The sequence below is a fragment of the Maribacter sp. 4G9 genome (assembly GCF_002742265.1).
Classification (GTDB): Bacteria; Bacteroidota; Bacteroidia; order Flavobacteriales; family Flavobacteriaceae; genus Maribacter.
The window spans coordinates 1-22,489 of record NZ_MDGL01000168.1 but is presented as its reverse complement, the minus strand read 5'-3'; the positions used below and the strand labels follow the sequence as shown (position 1 = coordinate 22,489).

The window sequence follows — 22,489 nt, the reverse complement described above, 5'->3', positions numbered from 1 at the left end:
AAAGGGCCTTTCAAGTAAGTAAAAGGCCCGTTTTCAGTTATGTAAGGGTTTAATTAATCCCAACGATACTTCTTTTGGGCGGCTTGTTTTTTTATGGCGTTCAGCATCGCACTTTCCAGTTCGCCCTGGGTGTTTTCTTTCTGGTTTTGGGCAATGTAGATTTCCCGTTTCTTATTTATTTCAGCGATTTCAGCCTGAATACGTTCCCTTTCCATACGTTTATTATCAATGTATTTTTCTATTTCTTCGTTTGATTTTCCTTTTAGTTCTTCCGGCAGACTTTCTTTCTCTACTTTTTCCAAACTAAAATCATCATCTGCCGAAGCATCGACCAAATCCCAAGATTTGTTATTGTAGAGTCGGGAGCTTTTACTTACGGCTCGTTTTATGGCCACGCCATATCCTATACTCATGGCATTTTCATCTTGCGAAGCCTGGTTTTCCTCATATTCGCTTGCCATAGCCCCATAAGATATATAGGTTTTGTTCAGCTTTGAATTCAATTGAATGATGATATCATCGTAAGGTGTAGTGATATGGACTATTTCCCTATTGTGGTCTATGGCCATATATTCACCACCGGTGAGTTGGGCACCTCTTTTCCATTCCGTTTCAATACCTTGTTCATAATTGCCACAAAATATGGTGTTTACAACGACATCGTTTTCCTTTGCGTTGGTGACGGCATCTTTGTAGTTTAATCTGCCTTGCGTAAAAGGTTCGTTGCCTGCGATAAAAATCATGCGCAGATTGTCTGGGTCTTTGCCCCATTCCAATTGTCTTAGGGAAGTTTGGATAACCTCACCACAATATTCCTCGCCCCCGTTGGTGGTCAATGAAAAAAGTTTTTCAGAAATTTCGTCAAGGTCACTACTAAAATTCAGGACTTGTTGAATATAGCCCTCACTGTAGGAAAGATTGTCATTGCCATATTGGTACAAGGCGATTTGAAGATCGGGTCTCGTTTCATTTCCGCATTTGGCCCTTGTGAATTCATTGACGATGTCCCATAATTGGGATTTTGCCTGATTGATCAATCCATCCATACTATTGCTCGTATCCAATAACAATGCGATCTTGACCGTCCTCTTATTCGGTTTTTTGATAGATTCAACCCTATGTGCCAATAGGATTTGTTTTCCATTTTTTGGTTCATTTTCACATCCATAGCCAAATGTTATACTTATTGCCATGAAACCTATAGCCAATACTTTTTGAATTTTTTTCATACGTTTTAAATTAAATTGAAAGCTTGATTTTTAAACATTTCTTTTAGTAAGGGTATTTAACTTACCATAACAAATCCCTCGATGAGGGTTTCATCGTTATATTGATTTGATTATGCCGTAAACCTATGATGAAACTTTTTGGAATTAAAGTTGTTTTGAGGGAAGAGGTCGTTTGGGCCAGTCAACGATACCTTTCCTTTAGCAAAGCCGATATATTGGCCCTAAAATCCCATTAGTACCTGTAAATGGCATTTTTTAGTATGATGTAAATCCGCTAAGTTTACATTCTTTGCATAAGCGAATAATTGATGCGGGTATCCTTATTACATAGTATAGTATTAGTTCTTCTCGTGAGCTCTTTAGGGTTTGCCCAGACCAATGGTGGCCCAAAGTTTGTGCTCAAGGGCCTGGTAGAATCCCAAACTTCCCATTCGCCAATTCAGGGTGTTACAGTTTCAACGGGCACCGGACAGTTAACCTATACCAATGGTCTGGGCGAGTTCAGGATTTCGGTTTCCCTTGGTGAGGACCTGATCCTGGAACATCCAAGTTTTGAGACCGTAAGACATAAAGTAACCAGTAGGGATGATATCAAATTACAAGTAATTGAGGAAAATAAGCGTGAGAATACCTTGAATAACGCTTCGGTTTCCAGAAATAGGGTTTTGAATAACCAGTCACTTTTGGATTCTGCGGAGTTTTACAAAAAAAACGATATTGCCAGAAGTATTGACTTTGTGGCCCAAAGTATGGAGGTTTTGGGGCCAGACGGCGATAAGGACCAACTGGCAAAATCCCTGACCAAGCTGGGTGAAATTTATCTGCATCATAAACAATATGACTTGGCCATCGATAACTTTGAGGACGCTTTAAAGGCCAATAAAACTATAGCCACGTCCTTGTTACTGGCAAGTACGTATGAAATTACCAATGAGTTTGATGCTGCGCAGGAAGTGTTGAAACCACTTGAGAAACTGAAGACTATGGTGCCCTACCAACGTGTTGAACTCTATGAGATTTTTGGGGATATCAAGAAAGGAACCGGAAATATTCCATTGGCGCTAGAGTATTACAACGAAGGATTAAAAGTGGCCAAACAAAATCAGATTACCTCTAAGATGGCCGATTTGAACTCAAAAATTGCCGATGCCTATGCACAGGACAACCAAGTTAGGGAGGCCGAAGTATACTACGGGAACTCGGTAGAACTGGCAAGCAAGATGGAACCCAAAAGGGTGTTGCAGGAGCGTGAAAAGGTGGCCGATTTTTACAATAAGCGAAACGAGTATACGGAGGAAATTGCCATCCGAAAGAATAGCCTCGAGGCGCTGGGCAAGCTTAACTCGCCCAAAGAGGAGAGAACGAGCGATTTGGGCGATACCATTACAAGCCAGCGGATAAACTACAAGATAGCCAATGCCTATATCGCCCAGGATAAGTACGAAGAAGCCATTCCCTATTTACAGCGAAGTATCGTTCAGGCAGATTTTGATAATGACCTAGTGGTACAAAAGGATGCCACAAGAAAACTATCCGAAGTTTATGAATACAAGGGCGATTACAATAGGGCTTTGGATACGTACCAAGACTATGTGGCCTTGGTGGATACCTTGTACATAAGAAAAGAGCAGGAAATTTCCAGGGCGGCACGTTTCAACAGGGAAATCGCTACTACTCAGAGCAGGATTGCCGGTCTGGAACAGGAGCGGGAATTGTCACAAAGCAAATATGAATTGGCGTTAACGGAACAGGAATTGGCGGAGGAAAGTTACAAACGGCAGCGCTGGGTCATTTATTCCCTGGTGTTTGGACTATTTCTAACGGGTTTGGCGGCATTCTTTTTCTACCGGAGCAACCAGCAACAAAAGTTTGCCAACAATCTGTTGGCGCTAAAATCCTTACGGTCACAGATGAATCCACATTTTATATTCAACGCTCTGAACTCCGTAAACAATTATATTTCCAAGAGCGATGAACGAAGTGCGAACAGGTACTTGAGCGATTTTTCCAAATTGATGCGTTCCGTACTGGAGAATTCAGAGGAGGATTTTATTCCTTTGTCGAAGGAGTTGGAGCTCTTGGAACTTTATATAAAACTGGAGCATTCCCGTTTTCCGGATAAATTCGATTATGTACTACAGGTGGATGAAGACTTGGATGTATCCACCTTTCAGATTCCTCCCATGTTATTGCAGCCCTACATAGAAAATGCGATTTGGCATGGACTTCGATACAAGGAAGAAAAGGGGCGTTTGGAAGTTAGGGTTAGCGCCAAAAATGAAAGGGAATTGGAAATTCTGGTAACCGATGACGGTATCGGAAGAAAAAAATCGGCCGAACTGAAAACGGTGAACCAGCGGAAACAAAAATCCAAGGGAATGGGGAACATACAGCAGCGCATTGCCATTTTAAACGATATGTATGGGGATACCTTGTCGGTTTCTATTTCTAATCTTACCTCCAGTGGGGAAGGCACCCAAGTAATGTTTACCTTAAAAAAAGATAGATGACCTTAAACGCAATTGTAGTAGAGGACGAGGCCAATAGTAGGGAAATCCTCAGTAATTATATAAAAAAGTATTGTCCGGATGTGGACCTTGTCGGTATGGCCCCCTCCATAAAGGAAGGTTTGGAACTGATCGAAAAAAATGATCCGGACCTGGTTTTTTTGGATGTTGAAATGCCTTTTGGCAATGCCTTCGATCTCTTGGACCAACTGCCGGAACGCAATTTTGAAACCGTATTCGTAACGGCCTATGACCATTATGCCAAAGACGCCCTGAACCACCATGCGGCGTATTACCTTACCAAGCCCATAAACATAGACGAATTGGTAAAGGCCGTGGAATATGTTATGGAAGTCCGGTCCAAGGAAAACCATCTACAGGAAAAGGTTTTGAACACCAATGCCAAAAGTATTCAGGGTAAATTGACCCTACCCCAACAGGATGGTTTTCAAGTGCTCAATGTGGAAGAAATCCTATATTGTAAGGCAGATGACAACTATACGGAAATTTATTTGGAAAACAAGAAGATCTTGGTAAGTAAGACGCTCAAATATTTTGAGGATGCCCTGACGGAGTTCCATTTCGCCCGAATCCACAAGTCCTATTTGGTCAATGTAAACGAAGTGGTGAAATACCGCAAGGGAAAGGGCGGTAGCGTGGTACTGTCCAATGGAAAGGAACTATTGGTTTCGGCCTCCAAAAAGAAAGATTTATTGTCATATTTTGATTAGATAAAAAGAAGATTATGATCAAAGAGGTGAATGGAAAATATCCAATAATTGGGGAGGATTGTTTTTTGGCCGAAAATGCTACTATTGTTGGCGATGTCACTCTAGGGAATCAATGCAGTGTTTGGTTTAATGCAGTCATCAGGGGCGATGTACATTACATCAAAATTGGAAACAAGGTAAATATCCAGGATGGTGCGGTCATTCATTGTACGTATCAAAAATCCCCTACGACCATTGGCAATAATGTCTCCATAGGCCATAATGCCATTGTACATGGGTGTACCATTAAGGATAACGTCCTTATTGGCATGGGAAGCATTGTAATGGACGATTGCGTTGTTGAAGGCAACAGCATCATTGCCGCGGGGGCCGTGGTGACTAAGGGCACACATGTGCCCTCTGGTAGTGTTTTTGCGGGTATGCCTGCCAAGAAGATCAAGGATATTAGTCCGGAATTGAGTGCCGGGGAAATTAATAGAATTGCCGAGGCCTATATCCTGTATTCCGGTTGGTTTAAGGAAAATGATTGACTTGATGAACTAAATAAAAGGTCGTTACGGTGATAATCCTTACTTTTGCCGAACCTAAATTTAAAACGATGAACGCTTACATATTTCCCGGACAGGGTGCTCAGTTTGTGGGTATTGGATTGGATTTGTATGAAAAGTATCCCGTTGCCAAAAAACTGTTCGAGCAAGCCAACGAAATTCTTGGTTTTTCCATAACAGAAACGATGTTTCACGGTACTGCTGAAGGATTAAAGGAAACCAAGATTACCCAACCCGCCATTTTTTTACATTCCGTTATTTTAAGCCAGGTACTGGGCGATAGTTTTAAGCCCGATATGGTAGCAGGCCATTCCCTTGGAGAGTTTAGCGCCTTGGTGGCCAATGGTACGTTAAATTTTGAGGACGGGCTTCAATTGGTGTCCAAGCGGGCTTTGGCCATGCAAAAGGCATGTGAAATGCAACAAAGTACCATGGCTGCGGTATTAGGCCTGGAAGATGTTATCGTAGAAAAAATATGTTCCGAAACCCCAGGTATTGTGGTTGCCGCAAATTATAATTGTCCCGGACAATTGGTAATTTCAGGAGAAGTGGCCGCTGTAGATTTGGCCTGTGAAAAATTAAAGGAGGCCGGTGCTAGAAGAGCGCTTGTTTTGCCCGTGGGAGGGGCTTTCCATTCACCTTTGATGGAACCTGCCAGGGAAGAATTGGCCAGTGCCATTGAAGGTACGAATTTTGCCGCCCCTAGTTGTCCCATCTATCAAAACGTAACGACCACTGCGGTAACCAATGCTGACGAAATCAAGAAAAACCTCATTTCCCAGTTGACCGCTCCCGTAAAGTGGACACAAAGCGTACAACAGATGATCGCAGATGGTGCGACGGTCTTTACGGAAATAGGTCCGGGAAAGGTGCTTCAGGGCTTGGTCAAGAAAATTGATGGTTCGGTTGAAACCCAAAGTCCAGAATTGGAGTAGCCATATATTTCTTATAAAAGGGTAGTTTATCAAGAAAATGGCTGTTTAATCTGTTAATTAACGGTTTAGGCTCATTTTTTTGGTAATATTGGCTTCTGTTTTTATGTTGAACTGGGCATTTTGGAACACTGCCTAGTGTTTAAAAGAAACGCTATGAAATTGAAAAATAACTTCAAGTGGATTAACCTGAAAGGTTTTGTTTTCCTCCTCTCCATTTTATTTTCCTCACAAATATTCGCCCAGGATGTTGCAAGTATCACTGTAGTCGATGCCGATGCAGCGGAAATCAATGGTAGTGATGTAGGGAATATAGGCGTTTTCCGAATAACACTTACTGGAACAATACTTCCTTTAACATCGAGAGAAGTAAGCCTTATAGTAGACCAACCCAATTCATCAGCACAATCAAACGTTGATAGGACACCTGTTCCAGGAGTAGTAACAATTCCGGCCCTGAGTAATTTTGTGGATATCGCAATCGAAATACTTGATGATGCCATAATTGAAGGTGATGAGACTTTGAAGGTGGATATAGAACCTGCCGATATAGGAGCTGGGCAGAACTATACGATTAATGCAGGTGCCGCTACAGCAACCCTGATTATTGCTGACGATGATTTTGCTGGCTTTACCATAAATCAAACAGGGGGAACTACAGTTACATCAGAACCCAATGTAGCCGATAGTTTTTCCGTGGTTTTAAATGCACAACCAACCTCCAATGTCGTTTTAAATATAAGCTCTTCCGATACTGGCGAGGCTACTGTTTCGCCTGCAGCTTTGACATTTTCTCCCGGAAATTATAATGTGGCTCAAAACGTGACCGTAACAGGAGCCAACGATGCCATTACGGATGGTGCACAACCCTATACTGTTACCATTAGTGTTAATGACGGCTTAAGTGATGATAATTTTGATCTCGTTCCAAATCAGGTAATAAATGCCACAAATAATGATGACGATGCCGCAATTTTGACTATAAGCGATGTTTCTCAAACTGAAGGTTTATCGATGCAGTTCACGGTAACCTTGAATAATGCAGTTCTAAATCCTTTTACGGTAGATGTAGATTTCGTGGACGGTACTGCCCAAGGAGGTGATTCTCCATTAGTTTTTCCTGAAGACTACGCCAATACCCCATTAACTGGTATAAATGCATTACAGTTTAATGGGACAGCAGGTGAAACAAGGTTTTTTAATGTTTCCTCCCTTAACGATAACATACTGGAAGGTGATGAGACTTTTACGGTGGAATTATCTGCATCCACGGGACTTGTGGATGATTCCGATACCGCCGTGGGTACAATTTTAAATGACGATGTAGGACAAGTCACGGTCATCACAGGTAAGCCAACCACGGATGAAGATGGTGGAGGAGGGGGCAATAGGGGCCGCTTTGAGGTTTCCTTAAGTTCGCCAAATACAACTGGAGGACCCCTTACTGTAAATTACACGCTTTCCGGTAGTGCCACGGCATCAGGTGCCGGTCAGGATTATACGGTAAGTGGCACCAGTGGAGTTATAACTTTTCCCGTCAATGATGGTACGGAGAACATCCTAATAACACCTGTCGATGATATTTTAGTGGAGGGGGATGAAACGGTGGTTTTAACCCTGAACAGTGTAAGTAGTTCAGCTTATACAATTGGCACTCCTGGTTCTGATATTGTTACCATCTTGGATGATGATACCTTTACAGCTTCCATAGCCGCTACGGACAACGCGGCCGCCGAAACCAATACAGGTTCCAATGGCGGTTTATTTACCATTAGCTTAAATCAAGTAAATAATTCAGGTGCGGGGATAGTTGTCAATTACACCATTGGCGGCAGCGGTACAGAAGGTAGCGATTATACCGGCATACCAAATAGTGTTACAATTCCTAATAATCAACAAACGGCCACAGTGGCTATAACGCCCATCAATGATGCCATACAGGAAGGAACGGAAACGGTTGTGCTAACACTTCAGCCCAGTGCGGCCTATGATTTGGGAACCGCTACTGCTACGGTCAATATTGCCGACAATGATCAAGCAAGTCTTACCATCTTTGATGTAACGGCCAATGAGAATGTTGCATCGGGTGAAATGGTGTTTGAAGTAGAACTGGATATTGCCGTAGCTGGGGGTACTAACGTTTTCTATACCATATCGGACGGTACGGCAACGGGGGGCGGAGTTGATTACACGGGATCTGTCGGTAACCTCACCTTTACGGGTACTGCTGGAGAAATGGAAACGATTACTGTTGACTTGGTCAATGATCAAATATTGGAAGTTAGTGAAACCTTTACGGTTCAATTGGGCTTGCCCACTAATGGAGTTCAGCGTGCAAATGGGGGTACGGCGATAGGAACCATCAATGACGACGATAATTGTGTAGCGGCTCCTGAATTGGATACTAGCCTAGAAACAACCTTCTGTGGCGTGGTATCGACAACAGGTACGACACCTATATTTCAGAATACCACCATTTCAAGCTTGAATGACTATACAAATACTGCACCTCCAGCAGGGCGCGTAGGTGCCACGAGGTTGGTTTGGAGTACGAGTAACGATCCGTTGAACGAAAATGCGTATTTGTTGCCGGCCGAGGTTGACAATCCCACCTTAGAAGGTTCTTATTTTGGTTTCTTTTTGGACGATAACGGTACACCTAATAATTTTGCCGATGACTGTGCCAGTGGAACGATTGAAGTACAACTTACTCTAAATATAATTCCGGAAATTGTAGAAGTTACCAATGGGGAAGCTTGCGGTCCTGGTACGGTTGTACTTTCGGCCGAGGCCAGTGGAGGAGCATCTTTAAATTGGTATACTTCTCCCACAGGAGGTGCTTCTATAGGAGCAGGTGAAAATTTCACTACTCCAAATATATCGTCTACCATAAGTTTTTATGTTGAAGCTATTTCCAATGGATGTATATCTGAACGAGTAGAAGTGATTGCAACTATTGGTAACGAACCTACAACTGGTACGGTTATCAATGGTGTAGCCTGTAGCATTGCCGCTTTTGGCAATACGGTCGTAGATTTGGATAGCCGTTTGATAGGGGCAAGTACCGGAACATGGTCCACCAATGGCAACACCTTGACCATAAATGTCGATAATGAAGTGGATTTTGAAGGGGTACCCAACGGCCCATATACTTTCACTTATACCACCAATGTAGCCACGGCACCCTGTACCGATATCTCAGTAGATGTGGTAATTACCGTTAGCGACTGTAATGTGGATGATGATAACGACGGATTGTTGACAGGAGAGGAAAATGCCCTGAATCTAGATCCAAACAATCCCGATACCGATGGCGATGGAATATTAGATGGAGAGGAAGTTGGTCCCGATGTTCAAAATCCCTTGGATGAGGATGGCGATGGTATTATCGATGCTCTGGATTCCAATACGGATGATGCCGATGGCGATGATGTCAACGACCAACAAGATCCCGCCAATGAGAATGCCTGTATACCGAATAATTCCAGTATAGACTGTCCTGTAGATTTGGAAATTACCAAAACTGCCAATACTGAACAGGCCGCTCCCGGCGATGAGGTCGTGTTTACCGTTACGGTACGAAACCTAACGGATAAGCCGGTAAACCAAGCCGTCATTGGAGACTTTATCGAGACAGGGTTCGAGTATATTTCCCATACGGCGTCTTTGGGCACGTATGATGAAATTTTGGGGCAGTGGGCATTGGAAAACCTACCCGCTTTGGAATCTGCAACATTGGAAATTACCGTGGTAGTCCTTGAAGATGGAACCTATACCAATACGGCGGAATTGCTTGAATCAACGCCCTTTGATGATAACCCTGCCAATGATACGGCCACGGTCACCATAGAAACAGAGGTACCGGAAGGTATCGAGCTGGTGGTGGAGAAAACAGTGGACAAGGCAACACCTTTAGTGGGAGAACAGATTACTTTTACCATCAAGGTAAGCAATCTTACCAATGCATCGGACTTTGCGGAAGCAATTGAAAATATCATTGTTAGGGACAGTATAGAAGCGGGTAAAGAGCCACTTTTCGAGTATGTATCCAGTATTGCAAGCATCGGTGTCTATACCGAAGAAACTGGTATTTGGGTAATACCTTCATTGCAGGCCGGTGAGGAAAATGCGGTTGAACTGCAGATTATAGGAAGGGTCACTGCCGTCGGAAGTTTCAGGAATACGGCCATCATAGACCGTTCGTCGCCAAGGGACAGTAAGGATGCCACCAACAATCAAAGTACGATAGAAATCACCATAAACGAACGGACATCCGCTGACCCCGGTTTCCTATTCAATCAGTTTTCACCGAATGGGGATAATACGAATGATAAATTACGAATAAATTTAATAGACCAGCAGACACAGGAGCAATTTGGAATCCAATATACCATTTCGATTGTGGACCGGTATGGAAATACCGTTTATGAGGGGGCGGATACGGTGCCAAATGGAACCCAATCCGTTGCGGATGTATGGGACGGAACTTATAAGGGCAAGGAAGTGCCCAAGGGGACGTATTTCTACATACTGGAATATACTTTGATGGATGCCCTTGGTCCCATGGAAAGTCAGACGGACAAAGGTTGGATCCAATTAATTAGATAGATTGCAATGGAATACCTAAAGAACAGAGCAACATTCGGTAGTATCCTTGGGTTCGTCCTAGGTGTATTTCTCGTTTCAAATACGGTTTTTGGTCAAAAGGAACCACAATACACCCAGTATATGTATAACATTGGGAGTTTCAATCCTGCGTATGTGGGAACCGTTGAAACACCGGAAATAGCTGCCTTGTATCGCGCACAATGGATCGATATTCCCGGAGCACCTCGAACGATCAGGATTGGTACGAACCTTCCATTGAGCAACGAAACGATGGGGCTGGGATTCAACGTGGTCAATGACCAGATCGGACCAGTGACCCAGACCTATGCGGACCTATCCTATTCCTATCAGGTAAATCTATCGGACGAGACAAAATTGTCTTTTGGAATGGATGCGGGCGGCTCCTTTCTGAATGTCGATTTTTCCAAAGGAACCTTTGAAAACCCCGGTGAACCTTTAAATCAGGAGCAAATAACCAGATTTTATCCTACCATTGGGGCCGGTCTGTTCATGTATGCGGATCAATGGTATTTGGGAGCATCGGTGCCCAATTTTCTAACGGAGGGCATTTATAATGACGATGTAGCCTCCATCGTAGAGGACAAGCTACAGTTCAACTTTATTGGGGGCTATGTTTTTGACCTTTCGGACGGACTCAAATTTAAACCGGCATTTTTGGTCAATACCTTGTCCGGAGCTCCGGTGAACATCAATATTTCCACCAATTTCCTAATAAGTGATGTACTCACCGTGGGCGCTTCGTATCGGGTGGACAATGCGTTCAGTGGCTTGGCAGGCTTCCAAATTTCCAATGGTACATTTATTGGATATTCGTACGATTACAATACCAATCCTTTGGGGGAGTTCAACAGCGGTTCCCACGAGGTCATTCTTAAGTTCTATCTGGGAAGAGGTTCTGGTGGCTCCGCCGATAAGGAATCGAAAGGTGCCAAGGGCAAACCCAAACAAATTGATTCTCCAAGATTTTTCTAATATGAAGAATATGAAGGTTACAACATATATTTTCTTGTTATTTGCCCTACCCGGCTTTTTGTTTTCTCAGGGCAAAAGCTCCAAGGGCGATAATTATTTCTATGGATATGAATACCAAAAGGCGATAGCGGAATACCAAAAAGAACAACAAAAGGGGTCCTTGACCAATTCGCAATTGTTGAATTTGGCCGATGCGTATTTTAAGGTAGGGAATTATAAAAATGCATCGGAAATCTATCAGGAGATAAACAAGAACGACTCCATTATGACCGTGCTTCAATTCAATCAATTGTTGCAGAGCTTGTCCAAAACATCCAATAAGGAAAGGGTACAAACATTTTTACGCTCAAAATCTCCCGTGTTGGCCAACGAATTGATGGACAATGCGGAGTTCAATTTTCAAATTTTGGAAATGGGCGACAGGAATGCCAATGGTGCAAACCTTATCAATCTGCCCATAAATTCTCCGCAAACCGATTTTTCGCCCGCTTTTTATAAGAACAAGCTTTTGTTCAGTAGCAGTAGGCCCCTCAAGTCAAAAGGTTTGTACGAACCGTCCGGGGAGTCCTATTTGGATATTTATGAGGTTGCCATTAGTGAAAATGGAAAAACCGGAGTCGTTGCCCTGTTCGACCAAGTGCCCGATTCCAAATTCCATAAATCCACTCCTTTCTATTCTGAAGAAAATGAAAGACTTTTCTATATTCTGTCAAATTCCGAAGAAGGAGAGTTGACCTATGACGAGAATGGAAAAAATTCCCTGGCCATGGCCATGCTGTATAATTCTGGGCAATTCAGGTTTTTGTTAAAGAACCTAAGTACCTCCTTTTATTATCCTTTTTTTGATGAAGGTACGGACAGACTCTATTTTGCGGCCAATTTTGATGATAGTTACGGAGGTACCGATCTTTATTATGTGTCCACTTACAATGGGCAGGTAATGTCCGCACCCGTTAATTTGGGTCCAAGAATAAACTCTCCAGGGAACGAAATTGCTCCCTTTATTTTTGAAGGAAGTCTCTATTTTTCTTCCGATGTGTTTTACGGCCTTGGTGGAATGGACATTTATAAATCCCGAATTCAAAGTCGGGATGTATACGGGGTACCAGTCAACCTAGGTGAAGGTATTAATTCCAAGGAAGACGATTTTGGGTTTATAATCAAACAGGAGAACGATACTTACGTGGGCTACTTGGCCTCCAATAGGCCCGGTGGAAAGGGTGGTGACGATATCTATGCGTTCAGGATGGAACGTATGCCCGGACTTAAGACTTTTGCCTTACGGGGAAGTGTTGTGGATGCCTCCACCAACTTGGGCATCGCAAAGGCACAGATCAGACTTTTGGACAATCAAGGGAACCTGTTAAAGGAATTATATAGTGCCGATAATGGTGATTTTACTGTGGAAATACCTTGGCAGGATGAAATTGTTGTCCAAGCGGGCAAAGGAGTGTTTTCCGCATATGCAAGATCGTATACCGGTAAGGAATTGGAAGACATCCAAAAAAGCCCATATACCATCAGGCTGCTCCAGTTGGAAGACTTGGTGGAGGAGACCGAGGGCAAAAAGGTCATAAAACTTAAAAAGTTCTATTTTCCCAAGGGGAATAGCAATTTGACCTCAGAGATTACCATGGAATTGAACAAAGTGGTGGAAGCGGTCCAAAACTTTCCAGATGTAAAGCTACGTATAGAGACCCATACGGACAGTAGGGGAAGCAATGCGAGTAATCAAAAACTGTCCCAGCAAAGATCGGACGCTATACGTGATTATTTGGTAAGCAAGGGCGTACCCTCAGAAGCTATTCTGGAATCCGTTGGTTATGGGGAGGAAAACATCAAGAACAATTGTACCAATGGGGTTTATTGCTTGGATTTTCTTCACAAACAGAACGAACGTACATTAATCGAGGTGGTAATAAATTAAGGCCTAATTTGCCAGTACACAATCCTCACATCCCTTTATTTTACCGTAATAGGTACCTCTGTATTTGTGCAGGGTCTTAAAGGGAAACCCAAGGGCATATTTTTTGATGTAAGTTACATCCGTATACAGTACACCCATTTTTTTAGTGTACCTTCTTTCTTTTTTTGTTCTCCGTCTGATGGAAATTAGCTTCATGATTTCTTATGCATTTATCGGTTACAAAGGTCTAAAAATCAATGGCCAATCGCAAATAAGCTTGGAGTGCCCGTGGTTAAAGGGCTTGAGAAGGTTTAAAAAATTATCACCCAGAAATAAAAAAGCGAAAAGAGCGAAAGAAATATGATGCCCATGTAGGTAAGAAAGCGCAAAGCTTGACCAGGTCTCAAATGGGAATCGATATCCTCGCTCATTACATTTTTTAAATTCATATACCCAATGATCGGAGCTACCACGAAGGACACAAAAGTGGCAAGCGCCACCAAATTCCCCATATTCGCCGAAAATACCGAAATCACCATATAATTTACAACGGCAAGGACAAGTACCGTTATCGCAAAATTCAGTTTGGTCTGGCGGGTGGTTTCCTTTGGAAACAACAGGTCCAATATGTCCAAACTAACACGGCTTACGGCATCATGGGCCGTCATACACGTACTGAACATCGTGGCAAATGCGGAGACGGCGATGAAAATATAGGCCCAAGGGCCAATATGGGTGGTGAACAATTGGACGACTTGGTCAGCAAATTGTACTGAATTGTCACTTAATAGAGTATTTGTACCGTACAAGGTGAACCAACCAATGAGCATAAAAAAAATTGCGAGCAGGCCCGTGAAAAAATATCCGAGATTGAATTCTTGGAGCGATTCCTTTAGACTCGGTTTTTCTTGGGTCTTCCATTTTTCGATACTCCATAGGCTCACCCAACTTGAGGCTTCAACCGTGGTAGGCATCCATCCCATCAGGCCTATTAAAAATAAAATCCCTACTTCATTAAAAATAGGAGTGGGTTCAAAGCCATCGATGGTTTCGGTCCTTCCATTAAATAACACCAATGCCGTGGTAGCGATAAGGGCCACAAAAAGAATACTGACCACAAATTTCAGGCTTATTTCCAAAAATTTGTATTTGCCCACTATCAATAGCGTACTTATAAATACAAACAGGCCCAGGGCCACCATGCTAATGGAAACACCCTGTGTTTTAAAAAGATTTATAAAAAGGCCCGCGGTTACCGTATAAAGTGCTGCCAATATGGTAAATGTGGAGAAGAGCGTAATGAACGCGTAAAACCATAAATACCCCTTGCCGCGGTTCAAATACCCTTCTATAAGGGTCTTGTTGGTAATGCTGGTATAGCGTACGCCAAACTCAAAGAAGGGATATTTGAGCACGTTCGCCAAAACGATGGGGATAATCATGACCCAACCATATTGGGCCCCGGCCTTTGTGGAAAGTACCAAATGTGAGGTGCCTATGGCCATGCTGGCAAAAAGCAAGCCTGGCCCAAGATTCTTGATCAATACTCTTAATGTGCCCATTGGTGAACTAAAACCAAAATTATTTGGAGACTAATGTAATCATTCGATTTTAATTTTATCACCGGAAAATTTAGGTCGGGTGTTAAGGGCCAGATCGATAAAGACCTTTACCCGGGCAAAGTATTCCCTTATTTGGATTTTGAACCCAGATTCCAGGGAAACGTCTTCTGCATTGAAGCCAATGGCATTTAATCCGTTTTTATGGGCCAAATAAATGGCCCGTTCATTATGGAATTTTTGTGAGACTACGGTAACTTGCTCAAGGCCAAAAACCTCCTTGGCCCTTACCATGGAATCCAAAGTGCGAAAGCCCGCATAGTCGAGGAATATTTTATCGGCCGGTACCCCTGCGTCCACCAAATCATTTTGTATGGTGGTAGGCTCGTTATAATAGATACTTCCATTGTCCCCGCTAACCAAGATAAATTCAATTTTCCCCGCCTTGAAAAGAGATACGACCGCATTTAATCTGTATTCGTAATAGGGGTTGGAACCACCACCTCGTATATTCTTGGCGGTACCTAAAATCATGCCCACTTTATTATTTGGAATTTCTGAGAGGGAGGAAAATGTTTTATCGGTAGCAAATGAGTTTATGACTGCATTACTTATTAGTAGCAATATTAGAATCAAGCTAAGTGTTACAATGAAGAACTTTAAAAATTTTATGCCCACCCTGCTATTTTTAGTTGAAAACCGATTGACTTCCCTGTGTTCAAAAATAGTCAATCTTTTAACGGGGCTAGTATAAGCAGGATTTCATATTTAAATCTTTTGGGTTAAAATTGTTAGAAATGTCTATTTTACTCGAAGAAGTTCAAAATTCAACACTAAAGCATGTATTTTTATTTGGATACCAGCAATATACCATCAGATGTCAAAAAAGATACTTTTTACCTTATTCGTTTTATATAGTCTTGCGAACGTCCTGCATGCACAACAGGGCTATAATTTGTGGATGGATTATGCCGGGAGTAATTCCCAAAGCAGAAAAAATCTCAAGTTCCTGGCAAAATCCATTTACATGGAAGCGGGTAGTGATATTCTTAAATCGGTTCAAAATGAAATTGAAATCGGCCTTTCCGGTTTGTTAAATGAAAAATTGAATTTTTCTGATACGATGGAGAATGATAATTCCCTAGTGGTTTCCAAGGTTTCCAGTTTAAAGGGAAGTTGGTCACAAAGCATGGATGTTTCTTCTGAAAGGCTTGGCAATGAAGGTTTTTATATCAGAAATAGCGATGGCGGTATTTTGGTTACCGCAAATACGGATATAGGTCTGTTATACGGTGTTTTCAGATTGTTGCAAACGATTCAATCGGGTCAAGATTTGGAGGGTTTAAGCCTTGTGGATGCGCCATCCGTTGACTTGCGAATGCTCAACCATTGGGACAATCTAGATAGGACCGTGGAGCGGGGCTATGCAGGATTCTCCTTATGGAACTGGCAGAAATTACCGGAATATATCGATCAACGATATATTGACTATGCAAGGGCCAATGCCTCCATTGGGATCAATGGAACGGCACTTACAAACGTAAATGCAAACGCTTTGGTGCTTACGCCCATGTATCTGGAAAAAGTGGCCGCCCTGGCCAATGTTTTTAGAAAATATGGTATCAAGGTATATCTAACTGCCAGGTTTTCTGCACCTATGGAAATCGGTGAGCTTGAAACTGCGGATCCATTGAATGCCGAGGTTCGAAATTGGTGGGCTCAGAAAACCCGGGAGATATATGATTACATCCCTGATTTTGGAGGATTTTTGGTAAAGGCAAATTCTGAAGGCCAACCCGGTCCTCAGAATTATGGACGTACCCATGTGGATGGTGCCAATATGCTGGCGGAAGCGGTTCAGCCCCATGGGGGCGTTGTGATATGGAGGGCCTTTGTATATTCCGAAGATGATGAAACGGATAGGGCCAAACAGGCCTATTCGGAATTTGTTCCTTATGATGGTCGATTTATGGACAATGTATTGGTACAGGTCAAAAATGGTCCTATAGATTTTCAACCTCGGGAACCCTTTCATCCCATGTTCGGTGCCATGCCCCAGACACCCTTGATGATGGAGTTTCAGATTACCCAGGAATATTTGGGCTTTAGTTCCCATTTGGTCTTTTTACCAAAATTATTTGAAGAGGTACTACAATCGGATACCTATGTGAAAGGAAAAGGCTCCACCGTTGCCAAGGTCGTGGATGGTTCTTTGCACCGTAAAAAATTATCGGGTATGGCGGGCGTTTCCAATATAGGGACTGACTTGAATTGGACCGGTCATCCCTTTGCACAGGCAAATTGGTTTGGTTTTGGTCGTTTGGCATGGAACCCGGAAACCAGGGCCACTGATATTGCCGAAGAATGGATCAAGCTTACGTATTCCAATAATAGCGAACTGGTTTCCTTGTTAAGACCGATGATGATAACGTCCAGGGAAGCCGTCGTCAACTATATGAACCCATTGGGCCTACATCATTTATTCGATACCGGCCATCATTATGGACCGGGGCCTTGGGTGGACAATCTGGGTAGGCCGGATTGGAACCCTACCTATTATCACAATGCGGATGAAAATGGCATTGGATTCGATAGAACAAAAACGGGCAGTAATGCCCTTGAGCAATATTCCAAAGAAGTTTCGGACATATTTGGGAACCTTAAAACATGTCCTGAGGCTTATTTGCTTTGGTTCCATCATCTACCTTGGGATTATAGCCTTAACAATGGAAATTCACTTTGGGATGGCCTTGCATTGAAATACCAAGAAGGCGTGGACGAGGTCTCTGAAATGATCAACACTTGGGAAAGGGCGCGTCCCTTTATAACCCCTGACCAATATCAGGAAGTGAAGATGTTGATGGATATTCAGTTAAAGGAGGCACAATGGTGGCGCGATGCCTCCCTATTATATTTTCAGACCTTTTCTGGAACGGAAATACCGGAAGGTGTTCCCAGACCCAAGAAGAAACTGGAGTATTATAAATCCTTAAAATTCCCTTTTGCTCCAGGTATTCGGCCGCAATGGGATTAGAAATTTATGAATCTACTTATCTTTTGTTACCGTAGGCCTTATCCAAAAATTCGTAACGTGCCTCGTTGGTAGCCTGTTTCAATGTACTTTCCGTATCAATGACCATTACCGGTGGCGTATTGTCCTTTCCACGGGCGGAATCCCATTGTGGCAGACCTTCTGCATTGGGATTGCCCGTCTTTATAAAATTGGCGAAGTAATTCTGCATATCGGCGGAAACCTTATAATCATCTGCAGTCCAAGCATAGTCATCCACCAAATGAAGATTGCCCATGCAATATTCAATTTCACAGGCGTGGGGTGCTCCAACAGGTTTTGGGGCCGGAGGGGCATCCTCGTTTTTTTCTATGGTACCGCCCGCCAAGCCACTGGCTCGAGTGTTGTCCTTCAAGGGAGGTCTAAGCTTGCTGTATAGATAGCGATACACAGGTTGGTCGCTATTTTTTCTATGTAAATCGAACCACTTCCAGGTGCTATAGGCAATAAATCGGTCCGAAGCCAAAGCCGTGGCAGAAAGTTCGATTTCCTTTTCCGAACCGCTAGGATAAAGTTCCATTACTTTTTTATGTTCATTAGGATACGCCTCCTTTACTTTGTTGGCATAGTTTTCTGATGTGTAAGGCCCTTGTGTAAATGCCATTCCGGGAATCTCTGCGGAGTTCCAACCCAGCAGAAGGGGAACCATGGCCTGTTCTTTGTTTTCGAATATCTCAGGCAGTGTTTTGGGAAGGAAATATCCATCAAGTACCGCCGGAAAACCAAATCTTTGGCTTTCATTGTATAACTCATAAACCTCTCGGGTACTTAGATTTCTTAATTCCGCCAAGGTGGCGTAACCTATTTTTTCGGCAAATTCAGCACCTATTTTTTCTGCTTCCTCCAAAGGGACAGGGGCCATAGTAGGGTGTATTCCAGCCCCGCTTTCACCAATGGCACCGGCAATCAAATCCTTGGATAGGGGAGAGGCCATTTGCTGGCTTACCCCTATGGAACCTGCAGATTCCCCAGCAATGGTAACTTGATTAGGGTCTCCACCAAAGGCCGCTATGTTTTTCCGTACCCATTTTAATGCGGCGTTTTGGTCTAAAAGGCCATAATTTCCTGAGGCCATATAATCTGCTTCGGCACTAAGTTCAGGATGGGCCAGGAATCCAAAAACATTCAAGCGATAATTTGTAGTGACCACCACGATCCCTTTTTTTGCCATGCTCTCTCCGTCATATCTTGGTTCTGATGCATCCCCGGCTACATTACCGCCACCAAAGAAATATACCAGTACCGGAAGGTCTTTGGTGTTCCTTTTGGCCGGTGTCCAAACATTCAAGTATAGACAATCCTCGCTTACGCCGCTGGATCTGGATTTCATATCCCCAAAGACCATAGTTTGCAAGGGTCGAGGGCCAAAGGCCTTTGTTTCTTTGATACCATCCCAATTATCTAAGGGTTGGGGAGCCTTCCAGCGCAATTCCCCCACGGGAGGTTTGGCAAAGGGTATTCCAAAAAACCGCTGAATTCCGGTATGGGTGTCGTAATTACCCTCAATGATTCCGTTTTCTATCCTTGCTTGTACAGGAAAAGAGTTTGTTTCTTGGGCCATAATCAGATGCATGGATGTCACTACCGTCAAAAGTAGAAAGATATGTAATTTCATTTTCAGTGTTTTTATTGTCTCAATTTGTTACAATAATACATCGATTCTCTTAAACTCATAGGATATTCCTGAAAAATATCGGTTTAAAAGGATGTTTTTTAATAGCATAGATATGTTTAAAATGATGAGATGCCAGCATGTAAACTTGTTTTTATAAGAATTAATGACCTGATTTTTTAGTTCTAGCCGACTACCATCACCCCCATCATAGGCAGGGGATACGGAACCATATTAATTTTAAAGTAAGGTCTCGACTTCGCCTAACATGAAGGTTTAGTCTGAACCCGGTTATTTATAGGATGGGATGTATACTTTATCTTATTAAGTGCCTTGGTAAATCCTCCACCCTTTCGCAGCAGAGTTGGTCCATTACCTGTTGAAATTGGGTTTTTAGCATGCCAATGGTATGGTCTCCTCCTTTGGCTCCAAGGGCACCAACACCGTACATAAAGGAACGTCCCATAAAGGTGAATTTGGCTCCACTGGCCATAACCCTGGCAATGTCAGGTCCAGAACGTAACCCGCTATCCAACATAATTTCTATTTGGTCGCAGTATTTACCGGCAATGGTCTGTAAGGTGCCGATAGTGGATTGGGCGGCATCCAATTGTCTTCCGCCGTGATTGGAAAGGATGATGCCGTCAAACCCCATTTTAATGGCATCTTGTGTGTCCTGCTCGGAGGCCACACCCTTCAACACCAGTTTTCCTTTCCATTTGTCCCGGATCGGTTTAATTCGCTCGGCATACAGGCGGCCCGAAAATGTCTTGTCCATAAAGGCCCCCAGTTGCTTTAGGTTCAGTCCTTCGGGGGTGTAAGCTTTTAAGTTTTCAAACGTAGGTTGGCCATATTTTAAAGTATTGAATGCCCAAGTAGGCTTGCCCAAAATCTGAAGGATGTTGGCTACGGACATTTTTGGGGGCAGGGCCAATCCGTTCTTAAAATCCCGCGGTCTGAACCCAAATGTAGGAACATCACAAAGTAGCACCAAAACGGGACATCCCGCAGCTTGTGCCCTGTTTATGATATCGTCCCTGATGCCGTCATCAACCGGATTGTACAATTGAAACCAGGCATTCCCTTCGGTCAGTTCACTCGCCTTTTCAATATTCATGGTGGTGACCGTGCTTAAAATAAAGGGGATATTATTTTTAAATGCCGCTTTTGCAAGTATTGCGGGGGAGTTGGGCCACATTAACCCTTGCAATCCAACAGGGGCAATACCAAAGGGAGCATCAAATTCCATGCCCAGGACCTTTGTTTTAATGGAACTTGTGCCGTAGTTTTGAAGGTATCTCGGTTCTAACTGTACCTTCCTGATATCACTCGTATTTCGTGCCAAACTCACATCTTCGTTACAGCCTCCGTCCAGATATTCGAAGGCGAACCGTGGAATTCTTGACTTGGCCTTGTTTCTTAAATCGTCTACGGAGGGATAGTTGGAGTCAAAATTTCTGGCCATAATTTTTTATTTGGGAATAAAAGGTACGTGTTTTTTTAAATAGAACTTTTCTTCATGGGCTAAGAATGTATTTTTTGGACAGGATAACTGGGGCTTTGCCCTTGAGCCTGTCCTTGGAAGCAGTCTGTTTTCCAATAGTTATTTTCTATCTACCGGTCCGTTTAGTCCGTTGTGCCTATTGATAAATTCGCTTCTTTGAGTTGATTTTTCGCGCTTAAACACCACTGGAACTGATCATGAATTTTGTTTTTGAAGTCAAAAAGTATATGGGGTATTTTTCTTTTTTTATAATTGGGTGTGTAATAAAGGAATGGAATTTTTGAAATATGGAAAAATGAGGTCGCAGAAACCCAAAACTATTGTCTCGTTTTGTTACAATAATACTTTGTTTTCTGTTTGTTTTGTTCGTTATTTGATGCTTTGGGATTTTTAAGCTATTGAAATTGAAAAGTATGACAGAAAATCGGGATTTTATTCAGAATGTATCATATGATTCCGTCATATTTGGGTTTAATGGAAGTCAGCTTAAGATATTGGTTTTGGAGTATCACAATACCGGATATTTTGCCCTTCCCGGTGGATTTGTCAAAATGAACGAAAGTCTGGATGATGCCGTTAAGAATGGGGTCAGCCAACGAACCGGTTTACAGGATATTTATCTGGAGCAGTTCTACACCTTTGGAAGTCTGGAACGATCTGATCCAAAAATCATGGAAAAAATTCTTACCGAAAACAACCTGGATTTGGAGCAATATGGATGGATGCTGGGAAGGTTTCTATCCATTGGGTATTATGCCCTTATCAATTACGAAGAGGTCAGTTTGAAACCTGACGAACTTTCTGATAGTATCAATTGGTATTCTATTGATGAACTTCCGCCCTTGATGATGGACCACAGGGAAATGGTGGAAAGGGCCTTGGAAGTCCTGCGGAACAATTTGGAAAGAAAGCTGGTAGGCATGAATCTCTTGCCCGTTAAATTTACGATGAAGCAATTACAGCAGGTATATGAAGCGATACTGGGGGAAGAACTCCGGCGTACAACATTCCAAAGAAAAATGCTTTCCATGGACATTTTGGTGAGGCATGAAAAACTATTCCAGGGAAAGGCCCACAAGGCGCCATACCTGTATAGTTTTAAATAAATAACTCGAGTTTCCTATTATAATATTGTTTTTTCAAATTGAAATGCCATTACGAACAGGATCAGTTTGATGACGAACCCGTCCGCCGTCACAGCGTTTATGTGCCTTGGCATCAGGGCGCAGATCCGGCTTATCGAGGTCTCTATCCTTTTTCTCATATGTTCCTTTATGAATGCCACGGCCG

Annotated in this window: 15 protein-coding genes; 9 read left to right on the top strand and 6 right to left on the bottom strand. The window is 42.9% G+C overall.

Annotated elements, in window-relative coordinates:
• Nucleotides 1-53: 53 nt before the first annotated feature.
• The gene (locus BFP75_RS17345; protein ID WP_099546609.1) at nucleotides 54-1,229 is read right to left on the bottom strand and encodes a vWA domain-containing protein; all 1,176 of its coding nucleotides are present in this window, start codon (nucleotides 1,227-1,229) and stop codon (nucleotides 54-56) included.
• Between the two features lie 308 nt (nucleotides 1,230-1,537).
• On the opposite strand from BFP75_RS17345, the gene BFP75_RS17340 reads away from it, so the two are divergent.
• From BFP75_RS17340 to BFP75_RS17310, 7 genes are all read left to right on the top strand, one after another.
• Nucleotides 1,538-3,739 (top strand): histidine kinase, encoded by a 2,202-nt coding sequence (locus BFP75_RS17340; protein ID WP_099546608.1) that lies wholly within the window; start codon nucleotides 1,538-1,540, stop codon nucleotides 3,737-3,739.
• A complete protein-coding gene (locus BFP75_RS17335) occupies nucleotides 3,736-4,467 on the top strand; it encodes a LytR/AlgR family response regulator transcription factor (protein ID WP_099546607.1) in 732 nt (243 codons plus the stop codon). Before BFP75_RS17340 ends, BFP75_RS17335 begins: the two co-directional genes overlap by 4 nt.
• Before the next feature lie 11 nt (nucleotides 4,468-4,478).
• Nucleotides 4,479-4,997, top strand: coding sequence for a gamma carbonic anhydrase family protein (locus BFP75_RS17330; RefSeq protein WP_099546606.1), 519 nt, complete (start codon nucleotides 4,479-4,481; stop codon nucleotides 4,995-4,997).
• A 68-nt stretch (nucleotides 4,998-5,065) separates the two neighbouring features.
• Nucleotides 5,066-5,950, top strand: a complete 885-nt coding sequence (gene fabD / locus BFP75_RS17325; protein WP_099546605.1) for an ACP S-malonyltransferase — start codon at nucleotides 5,066-5,068, stop codon at nucleotides 5,948-5,950.
• 153 nt (nucleotides 5,951-6,103) lie between these two features.
• Complete coding sequence (locus BFP75_RS17320) at nucleotides 6,104-10,555, top strand: Calx-beta domain-containing protein (protein ID WP_099546604.1); 4,452 nt, start codon at nucleotides 6,104-6,106, stop codon at nucleotides 10,553-10,555.
• Nucleotides 10,556-10,561: 6 nt separating this feature from the next.
• Entirely contained in the window at nucleotides 10,562-11,548 is a 987-nt protein-coding gene (locus BFP75_RS17315; protein ID WP_099546603.1) for a type IX secretion system membrane protein PorP/SprF, read from the top strand.
• 10 nt (nucleotides 11,549-11,558) lie between these two features.
• The gene (locus BFP75_RS17310) at nucleotides 11,559-13,475 is read left to right on the top strand and encodes an OmpA family protein (protein WP_099546649.1); all 1,917 of its coding nucleotides are present in this window, start codon (nucleotides 11,559-11,561) and stop codon (nucleotides 13,473-13,475) included.
• Between the two features lie 3 nt (nucleotides 13,476-13,478).
• On the opposite strand, the gene BFP75_RS17305 is transcribed toward BFP75_RS17310, so the two are convergent.
• The 3 genes from BFP75_RS17305 to BFP75_RS17295 form a co-directional block, all read right to left on the bottom strand.
• Nucleotides 13,479-13,670 carry a hypothetical protein gene (locus BFP75_RS17305; protein ID WP_099546602.1) on the bottom strand — a complete coding sequence of 64 codons (192 nt, stop codon included), beginning with the start codon at nucleotides 13,668-13,670 and terminating at the stop codon, nucleotides 13,479-13,481.
• A 95-nt stretch (nucleotides 13,671-13,765) separates the two neighbouring features.
• Nucleotides 13,766-15,016 (bottom strand): NRAMP family divalent metal transporter, encoded by a 1,251-nt coding sequence (locus tag BFP75_RS17300; RefSeq protein ID WP_099546601.1) that lies wholly within the window; start codon nucleotides 15,014-15,016, stop codon nucleotides 13,766-13,768.
• A gap of 39 nt (nucleotides 15,017-15,055) precedes the next feature.
• Nucleotides 15,056-15,547, bottom strand: coding sequence for a vancomycin high temperature exclusion protein (locus BFP75_RS17295; protein ID WP_317044543.1), 492 nt, complete (start codon nucleotides 15,545-15,547; stop codon nucleotides 15,056-15,058).
• 343 nt (nucleotides 15,548-15,890) lie between these two features.
• Here BFP75_RS17295 and BFP75_RS17290 point away from each other — a divergent pair, with 343 nt between their 5' ends.
• A complete protein-coding gene (locus BFP75_RS17290; RefSeq protein ID WP_099546600.1) occupies nucleotides 15,891-18,047 on the top strand; it encodes an alpha-glucuronidase family glycosyl hydrolase in 2,157 nt (718 codons plus the stop codon).
• Between the two features lie 16 nt (nucleotides 18,048-18,063).
• On the opposite strand, the gene BFP75_RS17285 is transcribed toward BFP75_RS17290, so the two are convergent.
• Both BFP75_RS17285 and BFP75_RS17280 read right to left on the bottom strand, forming a co-directional pair.
• Nucleotides 18,064-19,698, bottom strand: a complete 1,635-nt coding sequence (locus tag BFP75_RS17285; protein ID WP_099546599.1) for a carboxylesterase/lipase family protein — start codon at nucleotides 19,696-19,698, stop codon at nucleotides 18,064-18,066.
• 313 nt (nucleotides 19,699-20,011) lie between these two features.
• Nucleotides 20,012-21,160, bottom strand: a complete 1,149-nt coding sequence (locus BFP75_RS17280) for an alpha-hydroxy acid oxidase (protein WP_099546598.1) — start codon at nucleotides 21,158-21,160, stop codon at nucleotides 20,012-20,014.
• A 452-nt stretch (nucleotides 21,161-21,612) separates the two neighbouring features.
• Here BFP75_RS17280 and BFP75_RS17275 point away from each other — a divergent pair, with 452 nt between their 5' ends.
• Nucleotides 21,613-22,305, top strand: coding sequence for an NUDIX hydrolase (locus BFP75_RS17275; protein WP_099546597.1), 693 nt, complete (start codon nucleotides 21,613-21,615; stop codon nucleotides 22,303-22,305).
• Nucleotides 22,306-22,489 lie beyond the last annotated feature (184 nt).

Coding starts and splice junctions, on each gene's coding strand:
- BFP75_RS17345 (WP_099546609.1), bottom strand. CDS start 1,229: ATGAAAAAAATTCAAAAAGTATTGGCTATAGGTTTCATGGCAATAAGT.
- BFP75_RS17340 (WP_099546608.1), top strand. CDS start 1,538: ATGCGGGTATCCTTATTACATAGTATAGTATTAGTTCTTCTCGTGAGC.
- BFP75_RS17335 (WP_099546607.1), top strand. CDS start 3,736: ATGACCTTAAACGCAATTGTAGTAGAGGACGAGGCCAATAGTAGGGAA.
- fabD (WP_099546605.1), top strand. CDS start 5,066: ATGAACGCTTACATATTTCCCGGACAGGGTGCTCAGTTTGTGGGTATT.
- BFP75_RS17320 (WP_099546604.1), top strand. CDS start 6,104: ATGAAATTGAAAAATAACTTCAAGTGGATTAACCTGAAAGGTTTTGTT.
- BFP75_RS17315 (WP_099546603.1), top strand. CDS start 10,562: ATGGAATACCTAAAGAACAGAGCAACATTCGGTAGTATCCTTGGGTTC.
- BFP75_RS17310 (WP_099546649.1), top strand. CDS start 11,559: ATGAAGGTTACAACATATATTTTCTTGTTATTTGCCCTACCCGGCTTT.
- BFP75_RS17305 (WP_099546602.1), bottom strand. CDS start 13,670: ATGAAGCTAATTTCCATCAGACGGAGAACAAAAAAAGAAAGAAGGTAC.
- BFP75_RS17300 (WP_099546601.1), bottom strand. CDS start 15,016: ATGGGCACATTAAGAGTATTGATCAAGAATCTTGGGCCAGGCTTGCTT.
- BFP75_RS17295 (WP_317044543.1), bottom strand. CDS start 15,547: ATGATTTTAGGTACCGCCAAGAATATACGAGGTGGTGGTTCCAACCCC.
- BFP75_RS17290 (WP_099546600.1), top strand. CDS start 15,891: ATGTCAAAAAAGATACTTTTTACCTTATTCGTTTTATATAGTCTTGCG.
- BFP75_RS17285 (WP_099546599.1), bottom strand. CDS start 19,698: ATGAAATTACATATCTTTCTACTTTTGACGGTAGTGACATCCATGCAT.
- BFP75_RS17280 (WP_099546598.1), bottom strand. CDS start 21,160: ATGGCCAGAAATTTTGACTCCAACTATCCCTCCGTAGACGATTTAAGA.
- BFP75_RS17275 (WP_099546597.1), top strand. CDS start 21,613: ATGACAGAAAATCGGGATTTTATTCAGAATGTATCATATGATTCCGTC.